Origin of the sequence: Nocardia sp. GCM10030253, assembly GCF_042675075.1 — a bacterium.
Taxonomy (GTDB): Bacteria; Actinomycetota; Actinomycetes; order Mycobacteriales; family Mycobacteriaceae; genus Nocardia.
The window spans coordinates 1-12,932 of the sequence record NZ_JBHTDL010000015.1; the positions used below are offsets into that span (position 1 = coordinate 1).

Genomic DNA, 12,932 nt, shown 5'->3' on the forward strand with positions numbered 1-12,932 from the left:
CCCGCCGGACACCTCGACCGAGCCTGGCCGGGCGTCGGCCGTGGCACAAGTCTCTAAGTAGCCGATTATCGAGCGGAGGGTACTAATCGGACGTTGGTATCGTGGGGCAAGCGCTTGGCGGTAGGTGTCCATGGGAGGAGGGCGCGTGTGCCCACAGTGCGCCGGTTCTGGATCGAATTCGATCCAGACCACGGAGCAGAAGCACTCAACCAAGCGTTGCGATGACCGCCTGAACCCGCACCGAGTTGAGGATGTTCAAAGGGCTAGGGGCATGGGTGGCGAGCGCTACGACCCGAACAATCTGCATTCGCTGTGCCGCCCAAGACATGAGGCGAACACCATTGGCGAGGCCCTCGGCCCGCGCTGGGCGTACCTGAATTGCCGCCGATCCTGCTGCACTCGCGACGCCCTCTGAATGGGTTCGGGCTCCGCGACTTCGGAGTCTCCTGCCGGACCCACACGATTTCTCCACACTTGGTAACCGGATCGGACACAACTGGTCGATACAGTGACCGCGTGTTTGCTCGTGATACATCGCGGAATCGCTTGAACCTTCTCGCGTACATATTGCATGTCGTTGCCGTCGGCGCGCTGGCTGTGGCGTGGGTGGCGATCGGGCTCGGACTGTACTCGGAGCCGGGAGCGGATCCACGGTTCGAGCTCGAAGCGGGCGGCCGCTTCGCGGCCAACCTCATGGTCTATTGGCCGTTCCTGTTTGTGATTAGCCCGGTGCTGGTCGTCACTGGCATTTTCGGGCTGATGCCATACCGGTTCGCGCCTGGCGGCACCATCGCGGGTGGGGTAGTTGCCAGTTTGTTCGCTCAGTGGGTGGGAACCGAGCTGTACTTGTCCGATTACAAGCCGGCGTTATCCGGACACCTCGACACGAGCATCGTCGCGGCGTGCTTCGCACTTGCCGCAGCGTTCGCGGCAGCCTTCTTGCACTTGTATGGCAACCGATCCGGTCGGACGCGCGCCGCCTCGATGCGAGGCGGAGCAGTGCTGGTAGTTGCCATTCTCGTCGGTGTGGTGGTCACCATTCCGCCGCTGATCGCGGGCAGCGGCACGCCGTCCGGTGTCCTGGCTCGGCTCGTCACCGACCCCCATTGCGGCAGGAACTTGTCGGACTGGACCGACGAGGGACAGACGACCGTCTACACGGGCGGCGCGACACAGTCGTATCCGCCGAAGGATGTGCCCGACAACGTGTTCGGGGTCGTGGTCACACTGCGTAACGGCACAGGCAGCGTCGAAACTACCCCGCCGACCGCGATCTCGTTCCGAGACGAGCTGCCATTACGGTCGGGTCCGCCGGGAACCGAAGTGATGCTGTATCAGCCTGGTACAGGCAACGAGTTCGCGTTTACTCACCTGCGCGCTCCGAATTGTGAGGCTGGCAGTAGCCGGGTGGTTTCGGCGACCTACAAATATGCGGATTACGGCGGAACGAGCACGTCTCAGATTCAGGGCACGGTATCTCGTAGCGACTAACGCGCTGGCAGGGGTGTTTGATAGCCGTCGCTGATCTGGATGTCCGCACATGCCGCATACCGCGCGTACCTCTTCGCCCTCACTCGGGCAGCGGAGCTAGCTGCACACAAACTCTCGGTCCTACGCGGGTGTCGGGCTGGTGATGCGGTTTTCGGCCGTCCGCTCGCTCCGTCCAACGGGGAGACGAGCGGACGGCCTGCCGCGTGGGTCAGCTTATTTCTGCCGTATGGGGAAGATCCGCGACAGATGTTCCGACATGAATGGTGAAGACTCCGGCCTCGGTTTCCCAGCCGTGCTCGGTCCAGTGCTCGAAAGCGCGCTGTGGCACATCAATGTCGATGGTGCGTGACTGTCCGGGTTCGAGGGTGACGGTAGTGAAGCCGACGAGCCATCGGACCGGGCGGTCGATGGCGCTGTCCGGTCGGGACAGGTATGCCTGGAATACCTGCTTCCCGGTGCGGGCTCCGGTGTTGCGGACGGTGAGGGTGGCTGTGCGGCCGGAGACCGTCAGATCACTGGAGGACCAGGTGGTGTAGCCGAGTCCATGGCCGAAGGGATAGGCGGGTTCGATGCCGGCCCGCAGCCAGGCGCGGTAGCCGATATGGATGCCTTCGGTGTAGTCGAGGACGCCGTTCGTCGGCGTGGTGTCGAGGACGGGGACCTCGGCGACGGTCTTGGGCCAGGTGGTGGGCAGCCGCCCGCCGGGTTCGGCCGCGCCGGTGAGGATTTCGGCGAGTGCGGTGCCGAACTCCTGGCCGGGGAACCAGGCCAGCAGTACGGCGGCGACATCGTTGCGCCACGGCATCTCCACCGGTGCACCGGAATTGACCACCACGACGGTGCGCGGATTCACCGCGGCGACCGCGGCGACGAGTTCGTCCTGGCGGCCGGGCAGGCGCAGTGAGGTGCGGTCGCTGCCTTCGCTCTCGATGTACTCGGTGGTGCCGACCACGACCACCGCGGCCTCGGCGGTGCGTGCCAATTCGATTGCGGCCGTGAACTCTTCATCCTCGGGACGTTGCGGGCGCTTGATGCCGAGGGTGATGCCCATGACGACACCCAGACCCGGGATGGCCCCCTGGACGGTGACGGCGATCCGCACATCGACTTCCTGGCCGACGGTGAGGGTCCGGGTCACCGACCGCTGCGGTGGGTTCAGCAGCGCCGCGGCCGGATCGCCCCCGGTCAGGGTGACGTCTTCTTCGAGCGCCACCGTTGCGTCGATATCCAGTCGCACCGGGCCGGTGCCACCGAAACCGATCTCCCAGTCGCCCGCGACATCGGCGCGCACCCGCGCGTGCAATTCGATCAGCGTCGCCTCGGTAGCCAGGTCGTCACCAAGCATGACCACGGTGCCGGTCGCGCGGTGCCGGGTGCCTATCTCGGCCTCGCCTGCGAAGTACCGCACATTCATTCCCGGCGTTTCGGTTTCCGGGTCGGTGATCAGCTCGAGCGGGGCGGGGATCAATCCCTCGACCAAGCGGTAGCCCGGTGTATGGGTCACCGGGAGTACGGCCGCCAATCCGGCCAGGGGCGTGCTGAGGTGATCCGGGATCACCGTCGCGCTGCCGCCGCCCATGATGCGCGGTTCCGCTGCTGCCGGACCCAGCAATGCGACCGAGGTGTCCTCGCGCAGGGGGAGTGTGCCGTCGTTGTGCACCAGCACCATGGCCTGGGCGGTGATGTTGCGAACCACGTCGCGCACCTGATTGTCGGTGAAATGCATGGTGGGCCGGGGTGATTCGTCCAGCGCGCCGACACGGCCCGCGAATCGCAGGATCCGTCGCACCTTGTCGTCGATCGCGGACTCGGGGACCGCACCGGACCGGATCGCCGCCAGCAGCGGCTCACCCCACAGCATCGGCGGGCCGGGCATGCAGAGATCGGTGCCCCCGGCCGCGCCCTCGGTACTGCGGACGGCCCCCCAATCGGACACCACCACGCCATCGAATCCCCATGCGCCCTTGAGTGGTTCGTCCAGCAGCGGGTTCTCCGACATGGTGACGCCGTTCACGCCGTTGTAGGAGTCCATGATCATCCAGGAGCCGGCCTCGACGGCCCGTTCGAACGGGTACAGGTAGACCTCACGCAGCGCGCGGCCGCTGACACGGACATCGACGGTGAAGCGGTCGGTCTCGGAGTCGTTGGCCACGAAGTGTTTCGGGCACGCGCTGACCCCGTGCTCCTGCACGGCTCTGACATAGGCGGCGGCCATCTCGCCGGTGAGCACCGGGTCCTCGGAGAAGCATTCGAAGTGCCGCCCGCCCACCGGCGACCGGTGCAGGTTGATGGTCGGTCCCAGCACCGCGTACACGTTCTTGCGCCGGGCCTCGGCGGCGATCAGCGCGCCGACCTCGCCGAGCAGCTGCGGATCCCAGGTCGCCGCCATGGCGGTCCCCGAGGGCAGGCTCACCGAGGGATCGCGTTCGTCCCAGTTCTCCCCGCGCACACCCGACGGCCCGTCCGATACCGGCATTTCGGTGAGCCCGATGGCGGGATCACCCGCCAGCCGGAACAAGCTCGCTCCGGAGATCAGTCGTAGCTTGCCGGGCAGATCGAGCTTTGCCAGCAGTTCCTCGATGCGGTCGTCCATATGAAAGTCCTAGTCTTCGGTCAGTTCGTGATGTTGCTGGCCTGATCGGCCCAGTGCGCGTTGCGCAGCATTTCGCCGGTGCCGGAGACGAATGCGCTGTGCGCGTGGGAATCACCGCGCAGCCGGTCCATGAACCATGCGGTGAGGTAGCCGAGGTAGCCGTCGACACCGGCGGTGCACCCGTAGTTCGTGCATCCGGGCTGGCCCTGAATGTCATTGTGGTTGGCGTCCGCCAACGCTGCCTTGGCCTTGGGTAGCCATGCGGGCATCGCGTCGTAATAGCCTTGCATGGATTGCGGGCCGATCTGCTGCTGTGGCGCTATCTGATTCGACGGGGAGACGGGGTCGGCGGTGGCGTTGACCAGCAGCACCGAGCCCGAGGTCAGCGTGGCGGGGTCGATGCAGATGTCTTGTCCGGGCACGAGCGGCATGGCCTTGCAGAGGGCCTGCATCGGCATCTCGACGGTGACCGCAGTGGTGAGCGCGCCCCTCGAACGGGCGAGGGCGTTGAGCGCGCCCAATCCGCCCTGGGAGTGGCCCATCGCGCCCGCCGACCGGGTATCCAACTTCCCGTAGAAGACGCTGGCCGGATCATGGTTCTGCTCGGTCAGGTAGGTCACCGCGTCGAGCATTTGAGCACCGGTACCGGTGTTGGTCATGTCCGGGGCGATCACCACGAAACCCCAGGAAACCAGATGCGAAAGCAGGTAGTCGTATTCGCGAGGGTGCGCGTTCGTGCCGTTTCCCCAGGTGATGATCGGATAGCGAGTCCCGTTCGCGCCGAGATTCGCCGGGTGCCAGATGTCGTAGGCATCGCGGGTGGAGGTGCAGCAGTCGGTGCCGGTCCGTATTGCCACCGGATGCGGACCCGCCTGGTAGTACGTGGCTTCGACCGGTCCGGCGGGTTGATAGCCGGGAGCGGCGCTGGCCGGCGCCACGGCGGAGATCGCGGCGCAGGACAGCGCGATTGCCGCCACGACGCCATGGACACGGCTGCGCTGCCGTGTGGATTGTTGACTACGGTCTTTCACGATCCAAGACGTTAGGGCGGTCGCCTCCGATTCGAGGCCGTCCACATCGTTCTGCAGACAGTTGCAGACGGGTGCCGTCGACGGCGCAATCTGGCGAAAAAGCTCGACCGGGCATGACCGCCAGTGTGTGACCTGGACAATGGCGAAATAATGTAACAGGTTACTATGTAATGATGACCTCGGATGCTCAGCCACGTCCCGGGCGGCCGCGTGATGCTGATAAGGACCTCGCGGTGCTCGTCGCCGCCCGCCATCTGCTCGCCGAGGTCGGATACCCGCAGACGACCGTGGTGGCGATCGCCAAGCGCGCCGGGGTGAACACTCCGGCGATCTATCGGCGCTGGCCCACCCGGCAGGCGTTGCTCGAAGAAGCCATCCATGGGCCGGGGGGTCACGCCCTGCCCGAGCCGACCGGTGATTTGCGCGCCGATCTGGCCACCTGGGTGCGGATCTTCCTGGTCCGCGCCGAAAGCCCCGCCGCACGGGCCGGTGTACCCGGGTTGCTCGCCGATTCGCAGACCGAGGAGGCGCGCCGCCGGTTGCTCGCCATCGGCGCTCCGATACGCAAAGCGTTTGCCGAACTGCTCGGCGGCGCTGTGGACGATGGCCGGATCCCGCCGGGCGCCGACACTGGTTTGATCTTTGAAATCCTTTCCGGAACAACAACATTCCATGCGTTGGTGCGCGGCGGGGATAGTGGGTCGTTCGTGGGCGATTTGGCGGATGCCCTATATGTCATGGCGTCCCACGGGTCGCCGAATGGTCCGATATCGCGTTGACGTAACCCGCCGGTCGCGTTCCGGATATGCAACCCGAAGTTGGCGCGAGCTCGGGCGGCTGGCAATAACGTAACATGCTACTATGTAATTATGAGCTGGGAGTTCGAGCCATGTCAGCTGTTCGCCGAAGTCGAATGAAAGTCGATCTGCAGCTGGACGCACGGCCTGGCGAGATAGCGTCTCGGGCGAGCGAATTGGTTGCCTGCGGTGCCGATGGGTTGTTCACCTTCGAGGGTGCGCACGATCCTTTTCTGCCGCTCGCCTTGGCGGCGGGCGCGGAACCGGTCGACCTGATGACCAATGTCGCCATCGCGCTACCGCGCAGCCCGCTGCATCTGGCACATGCGTCCTACGATCTGCACTTGCTCAGCGGTGGCCGGTTCCGGCTGGGGCTGGGCTCGCAGACCCGACCGCACATCGAAAAGCGTTACGGCGGTGAGTGGTCGCGGCCGGCAGCGCGGATGCGGGAAGTGGTGCTGGCGGTCAAGGCGATCCTCAGTGCCTGGCAACACGGCACGGCACTGCGCTTCGAGGGGGAATTCACCCGGCACACCCTGATGCCGCCCACCTTCGACCCCGGACCCAATCCCTATGGGCTGCCGAAGATCTGCCTCGGTGCGCTCGGTCCGAGCATGACCCGGGTGGCCGCCGAAGTCGCTGACGGACTGCTGGTCATGCCGTTCAACAGCGCCCGCCACTTCCGGGAGCGCACTCGGCCCGCTATCGACGAGGGCCTCGAACGCGCCGGTCGTGACGCCGCGGAGCTGTCGATATATCCGCAGGTGGTCGTCGCGACCGGCCGGACCGCGGCCGAACTTGACGCCGCGGCCCGCGGCGCTCGTCGACTGCTTGCCTTCTACGGATCGACTCCGGCCTACCGTCCGGTCCTCGACGTGGAGGGGTGGGGAGATCTGCAACCGGAATTGAACGTCCTGTCCAAGCAGGGCGCGGTCACCGCGATGACCGCGCTCATCGACGACCGGATGCTCCGGACGCTGGCCGTCCATGGCACCCCCGAAGACTGCGCCGCCGAGATCGTGGCTCGCTTCGGTGGCCACGCCGACCGGATCTGCTGTTATTTCCCCGGATATGAGATCGCCAGCGAACACGTCATGGACCTGATCGCCGCGCTGCTGGCCAATTCATGAGCGACCTGCGCATCGAAATCGACGGCGGTGTAGCGGTTTTGACCCTGGACCGCCCGCAACGCCGCAATGCCTTCACCGGCGCGATGGGTCGCGCGCTCGGGCAGGCATACCGCGACCTCGACGCCGACGACGCGGTCCGGGTTCTCGTACTGACCGGGGCCTCTGCGGCCTTCTGCGCAGGAGCGGACCTGTCCGGCGGCGCGGACACCTTCGAAAGTCCGGATCACACCACCTTCTCCGCCTCCCCGGTCGATCCGCCTGCCTTCGCGCTACGGAAACCGGTGATCGCCGCGGTGAACGGCCATGCCATCGGCATCGGCATGACGCTGGCCATGCAAGCAGACATCCGTATCGTCGCCGCCGACGCGCGCTACGCCATCCCGCAGGTGCGGCTGGGCGTCCTGCCCGATGCCATGGCGCATTGGACGGTGGCCCAGGTCGCGGGCCTGGCGGTGGCAGCAGACATTCTGTTGTCCGGCAGGGCATTCGACGGCCGCGAGGCGGTTCGCCTCGGACTGGCCAGTCGCTGCCTGCCCGCTGCTGAAGTACTCCCGGCCGCGCTCGAACTGGCGCAAGACATGGCGGTCAATGTCGCCCCCATGTCCGCCGCGCTGAGCAAAAGACTGCTGTGGGACACCGCGATTCGCGGCTACCACCCCACCCGCGTCGCCGATCTCGAAACCGAACTGCACCTACAGGTCATGGGCCGCCCCGACGCCGCCGAAGGCGTGCGCGCCCGTCTCGAACATCGCGAACCGGTCTGGTCGGCGCGACTGTCGACCGAATGGAAGGACCTACCAGAAACATGATGATCTCTTCCGATCCTGGCGCAGCAACGCGGACTACCGACGAGGTGCTCGACGGCGTCGACCTCACCGGGCGCACAGCTTTGGTGACCGGGGCGACCAGCGGGATCGGGGCCGAGACTGCCCGTTCCCTGGCTGCCGCCGGGGCCACCGTCGTGCTCGCCGCCCGCGATTTCGACGCCGCGGTCGATCGCGCTTGCCGCATCCGCGAGCTATACCCGAACGCTGACCTGGACGTCATAGCTCTGGACCTGACCGATCTGAACAGCGTGCGCGCCGCCGCGGGCATTCTCGCGCTACGGCGCACCGGTCTCGATCTGCTCATCAATAACGCCGGGGTGATGTACCCGCCACTCATTCGGACCGAAAAAGGATTCGAATTGCAGTTCGCCACAAATCATCTCGGACACTTCCTACTCACCGCCCAACTGCTCCCGGTGCTGGCGGCCACCGGCGTGCGGACCGGACGTCCGGCGCGGGTGATCACCCTCTCCTCCGACGCGCACCGTGCCTATCCGATCGACCTGCAGGACCCGCACTGCTGGCAGCGCCCGTACGACAAGTTCGTCGCCTACGCCCAATCGAAGGCGGCGAATGTGCTGATGACCGCCGAATTGCAGCGGCGGCTGGCCGCGGCTCCGGTCGCCGCCTACACCGTGCACCCGGGTGTCTGCGTGACGGGGTTGGCCCGCTTCATGTCTCGCGGCGACTTCGCTGAGATGCGTCGGCTCAGTGCCGGCAGTCCGGATCGGCTGGCCAACCCGAAATCGGTCGAGCAGGCCGCCGCAACGTCGGTGTGGGCCGCGACGGCGACGGAACTCGATGCGCATCGGGGCGCGTACCTGACCGATTGCTCGATCGGCCAGGCGGCCGACCACGCCACCGATCCGGACACGGCCGTTGCGTTGTGGGAACTGTCCACCCGGCTGACTGCCTCGCATTGACGACGAGAGCGCTTCCAGTGCTTGCGAATTCAGATTTCAGGAGCCCTTCGATGTCCCTTGCTGTAGACGCCGATCAGCGCGCGCTGGCCGAGTCCGTCGCCGCGTTCGCCCGCAAGATCGCCCCACTGTCGCGGACCCGCGATCACCTTCATCATTACGCGGTCGGGAAAATGCCCGCCGAAGTCTGGGACGCGCTGTGCGAGCAGGGCTTGCACAATCTGCACCTGTCCGCGGCATATGGGGGCGACGAGTGCGGACTGGCCACGCTCGCGGTCGTCGTCGAGCAATTGAGCGCGGCATTGTTCCCCGGCCCGTACCTGTCCACCGTGACCGCGAGCGCGCTGACAATGCTCGCGCAGGCCGGCTCGAAACGGCTGCTGGAGGACTTCAGTGCCGGCATGACCGGCACGGTGGTTACCGGGTCCGCGCTGCGGGCAACCCGGCATCCGGACGGCTGGGTGGTGTCCGGGCTTTCCGATCCGGCACTCGGATTGCCGGGCGCACGACGTCTGGTAGTACGCGCCGAGATCGACGGCAATCCCGGTGTGACCATGTGGTTCTGGCTCACATCCGCCGAGGCGAACACCTCGGTACCGGTGATCGGGGCCGAAGTGGTCGACCTGACCCGTTCGGTCGGCCGCGCCGAATTCGGCGCCTACCCGGTGCCCGCGGCACAGGTGCTGGAGGGTATCGATACGGCCACGGCGGAGTTGTGGATGACCGCGCTGCTGGCGGCCGAAGCCACTGGCGTCTGCACTTGGTTCCTGGATACCGCCGTCGAATACGTCCGCATGCGACAGCAATTCGGCCGTCCGATCGGTAGCTTCCAGGCCGTCCAGCACAAGGCTGCGCTCATGCTGGTCCGCGCCGAAGTGACCGCTGCGGTCACCTGGGACGCGGCGCGCGCCGAAACCCAGTCCACCGATCAGCAGCGCCTCGCCGCCGCGCACACCGCAGTGACCGCCCTGCCCGCCGGAGTCGACCAGGCGTTGGAGTGCATCAGCCTGCTCGGCGGCATCGGATTCACCTGGGAACACGACGCGCACCTGTACTGGCGACGGGCGATCAGCCTCGCTGCGGCCGGCGGTGGCGAGGACCACTGGGCCCGCGAACTGGGGGAGCGGTCGCTCAGTGCCGAGCGTGACTTCTCCTTCGTCACACCGGAATCGCTGCCTGAGCTGCGCGCCAGGGCCGGATCCGTCCTTGACGAGGTGGCCGCCATGCTCGATGACGAAATGCCCTCCGCCGGTTGGGCGCCGGCGCGGGGCGCGGCTCGCCGGGCCCGGCTGGCAGCCGACGGCTTGGTCGCACCGCATTACGCGCACCCGTACGGACTCGGCGCGGGCCCGGCCGAACAGGCAGTAATCGCCGAGGAATTCGCCCGCCGCGATCTCACCCAGCCCGAACTGGCGATCGGTGGCTGGGTGCTGCCGACCCTGATCGAATACGGCAGTGCCGAGCAGCGTGACCGGTTCGTCTCCGACACCCTGTGCGGCCGCATCATCTGGTGTCAACTGTTCTCAGAACCCGGTGCGGGATCGGATCTGGCTGGATTGTCCACTGCCGCACGAAAAGTGGAAGGTGGTTGGCTGCTCACCGGCCAAAAGGTATGGAACTCCCAAGCGCAAGAAGCGGATTGGGCCGTCTGCCTGGCCCGCACCGACCCTACCGCGCCGAAACACGCCGGTCTGACCTATTTTGTGGTCCGTATGAACAGCGAAGGCATCGACGTACGACCGCTTCGGCAGGCCACCGGTATCTGGGAATTCAACGAGGTATTCCTCGACGAAGTGTTCGTGCCCGACCGCGACGTCGTCGCCAACCCCGGCGACGGCTGGCGAATCGCCGTCACCACCCTCTCCAACGAACGACTCACCATGGGATCGGCCACCTTCGGCCACGGCTCGAGCGCGCTGGTGCGCCGTCTGCTCGACTCCGGTGACCACGCGGGCTCCCGCGACGACGCGGTGCGCGTGCTCGGCCGGAATACCGCCCTCGAACTCTCGGTCGCGGCATTGAATCTGCGCAATGCCCTTGCCCGTATCAACGGCGTCGCCGACACCAACAGCGCGCGCACCAGCGTCCGCAAGGTCTGGCACGCTATTGCCCAGCGAGAAGCCTCCCGTGCGCTGATGTCGATCCTCGGTCCGCGCGCCGCCCTCGGCCACCCCGACCAGCCCTACATCTTCGATTTCCTCGGCCTGCCCGCCATCCTGTTCGGCGGCGGCACCATCGAGATTCAGCTCGACATCATCGCGCGACGCGTACTGGGACTGCCCCGATGACAGCGCGTTCAGCGCGTCGTAGTCGCGGCCACCGCGAGCAGGGCGTCGGCGATCTGCTCGCAGAATGCGTCGGCATCATCGGCGCCGTGCGTGAGCGCCCGGAACAGGGTCGCGCCGCGCAGTAGTTCGAACACCGCGTCGGCATCACAGTCGGGCGAGGCCTGACCCGAGGCCGCTGCGACGGACAGCAACTCTCGCAGTGCTTCGCGGGTGGGCAGCTCGCCGCGATCGAGCAGGCGGCGGTAGCTGTCGTGGTCGTTGTGATACTCCGAGAGCAGGCCCGGTATCGCCGAGCGGGCCGCCGGATGCGCGGAAGCGGCCAGGAACAGACGGGTCCAGGCCAGCAGATCCGCGCGCAGGTCCCCGCTCGGCGCGGGGTGGTTGAACTCGTCGAGGGCGAAGATGGCGTCCTCCACCAGTGCCCGCTTGCTCGGCCAGCGGCGGTAGATCGAGGTGGTCACCACGCCCGCCCGGCGTGCCACCGCGGCAATGGTTGTGGCTTGATAACCCGCACTGACCAGCAGCTCCTGCGTGGCGCTGAGCACCTGCTCATCCAGTTGCGGGTCGCGCGGGCGACCCGGACCGGAACGGGTGCGCGAGGGTGCGTTCACCGGAACTCTCCCATCGGGTCGAAAAGAAATTCTGCGATTGAGGTTACATCTAGAACGTGTTTCAAATACGCTATGACCCGTATTCTAAATATGTGGCCGCGGCCACGTGCACCGAGAGGTACTCGCCGATGTTGACGCCACAGGACGAACTGCTCTGCCACCAGCTGCCCACCACCTTCGACCACGTCCAGCAGAGCGATCTGCGCTGGACCGAGCGCGTAGTGATGTACGGCTTCGACACCACCGGCCGCGTGAGCGTGATGACCGGTATGGCGCGCTACCCCAACCGCAATCTCATCGACGCCTACGCGATGATCACCATCGGCGACAAGGCGCACGTGGTGCGCTTGTCCCGGCAGATCGACGGCCGCTACGACGGGCTCGGCTCCTGGCAGGTCGGCCCGTTCACCTACGAGATCGTCGATCCGCTGCACAAGGTGCGCGCCACCCTCGCCGACAATGCGCACGGCATCGAACTGCAGCTCGAATTCGACGCGCAGTTCCCGGCTTACGAGCAGGAGCCCGCCTTCTTCCGCACCCGCGGCCGCGTGCGCGAGGACGCCCGCCGCTACTACCAGAACGGCCGCATCTCCGGCTGGCTGGAGGTCGAGGGCGAGCGCATCGAGATCGATCCCGAAACATGGTGGTTCGGTCGCGATCACTCATGGGGCACCCGGCACGGCGGTGGCGGCGGCGCCATCAATGAGGGCGGCGGCAGCCTGCAACCCAATGAGATTCCTGACGGTGTCCTGTACTACATGGGAATCTTCCAATTCGAGGACGAGCTGGTGCATTTCGCGCAGCGCGAGACTCCCGAAGGGCACCGCTGGCACTTCGAAGGCACGGTGCTCGCACCTTTCGGCTCCGACGCGCAGCCGCAGCCGGTGCGCGACGCCGGGCACGACCTGACCTTCCGCGACGACTTCCGCATTGTCAGCGGCGGCACGTTCACCATCGTGGACGCCGCAGGCAAGACCCGGGAATTCACCATCACCCCCGTCTCCGACTTCTGGCCGGGCATTGCGGGATACGACTTCTACCGCGGCTACGCCTCCGGCCTGTGGAAGGGCGAGGACTGGAGCGACAGCTTCGTCGCCGACCTCACCGACACCAAGGACCTGAAGCAGGCCAGCATGCTCAGCGAGACCTTCTGCCGCATCGAGACCGAAGGCAAGGTCGGCTACGGCCTGGTCGAAATGGTCTTCCTGGGGCGCAACGAGCGCTACGGGTACGAAGGGTACTGA

At 66.4% G+C, this 12,932-nt stretch carries 10 protein-coding genes; 7 read left to right on the plus strand and 3 right to left on the minus strand.

What is annotated here, in order from left to right:
• Positions 1-546 precede the first annotated feature (546 nt).
• Positions 547-1,491: a hypothetical protein gene (locus ACFQZZ_RS31715; RefSeq protein WP_378688079.1), complete on the plus strand. Its 945-nt coding sequence runs from the start codon at positions 547-549 to the stop codon at positions 1,489-1,491.
• A gap of 208 nt (positions 1,492-1,699) precedes the next feature.
• Here the strand turns inward: ACFQZZ_RS31715 and ACFQZZ_RS31720 are convergent, their stop codons facing one another.
• Positions 1,700-4,084, minus strand: coding sequence for a glycoside hydrolase family 3 C-terminal domain-containing protein (locus ACFQZZ_RS31720; protein ID WP_378688082.1), 2,385 nt, complete (start codon positions 4,082-4,084; stop codon positions 1,700-1,702).
• A 20-nt stretch (positions 4,085-4,104) separates the two neighbouring features.
• On the minus strand, positions 4,105-5,115 hold the full coding sequence (locus ACFQZZ_RS31725) for a hypothetical protein (protein WP_378688085.1): 1,011 nt from the start codon (positions 5,113-5,115) through the stop codon (positions 4,105-4,107).
• Between the two features lie 170 nt (positions 5,116-5,285).
• Between ACFQZZ_RS31725 and ACFQZZ_RS31730 the strand changes: the two genes are divergently transcribed.
• From ACFQZZ_RS31730 to ACFQZZ_RS31750, 5 genes are all read left to right on the plus strand, one after another.
• The gene (locus ACFQZZ_RS31730) at positions 5,286-5,894 is read left to right on the plus strand and encodes a TetR/AcrR family transcriptional regulator (RefSeq protein WP_378688087.1); all 609 of its coding nucleotides are present in this window, start codon (positions 5,286-5,288) and stop codon (positions 5,892-5,894) included.
• Positions 5,895-6,028: 134 nt separating this feature from the next.
• Positions 6,029-7,042, plus strand: coding sequence for a TIGR03617 family F420-dependent LLM class oxidoreductase (locus tag ACFQZZ_RS31735; RefSeq protein WP_378688089.1), 1,014 nt, complete (start codon positions 6,029-6,031; stop codon positions 7,040-7,042).
• Positions 7,039-7,851, plus strand: coding sequence for an enoyl-CoA hydratase/isomerase family protein (locus tag ACFQZZ_RS31740; protein WP_378688092.1), 813 nt, complete (start codon positions 7,039-7,041; stop codon positions 7,849-7,851). The genes ACFQZZ_RS31735 and ACFQZZ_RS31740 overlap by 4 nt, the downstream gene beginning before the upstream one ends.
• Positions 7,848-8,792: an SDR family NAD(P)-dependent oxidoreductase gene (locus tag ACFQZZ_RS31745; protein ID WP_378688095.1), complete on the plus strand. Its 945-nt coding sequence runs from the start codon at positions 7,848-7,850 to the stop codon at positions 8,790-8,792. Before ACFQZZ_RS31740 ends, ACFQZZ_RS31745 begins: the two co-directional genes overlap by 4 nt.
• A 50-nt stretch (positions 8,793-8,842) precedes the next feature.
• Positions 8,843-11,077, plus strand: coding sequence for an acyl-CoA dehydrogenase (locus tag ACFQZZ_RS31750; protein ID WP_378688097.1), 2,235 nt, complete (start codon positions 8,843-8,845; stop codon positions 11,075-11,077).
• Between the two features lie 8 nt (positions 11,078-11,085).
• Here the strand turns inward: ACFQZZ_RS31750 and ACFQZZ_RS31755 are convergent, their stop codons facing one another.
• Positions 11,086-11,688 carry a TetR/AcrR family transcriptional regulator gene (locus tag ACFQZZ_RS31755; RefSeq protein WP_378688099.1) on the minus strand — a complete coding sequence of 201 codons (603 nt, stop codon included), beginning with the start codon at positions 11,686-11,688 and terminating at the stop codon, positions 11,086-11,088.
• A 128-nt stretch (positions 11,689-11,816) separates the two neighbouring features.
• On the opposite strand from ACFQZZ_RS31755, the gene ACFQZZ_RS31760 reads away from it, so the two are divergent.
• Complete coding sequence (locus tag ACFQZZ_RS31760) at positions 11,817-12,932, plus strand: hypothetical protein (RefSeq protein WP_378688102.1); 1,116 nt, start codon at positions 11,817-11,819, stop codon at positions 12,930-12,932.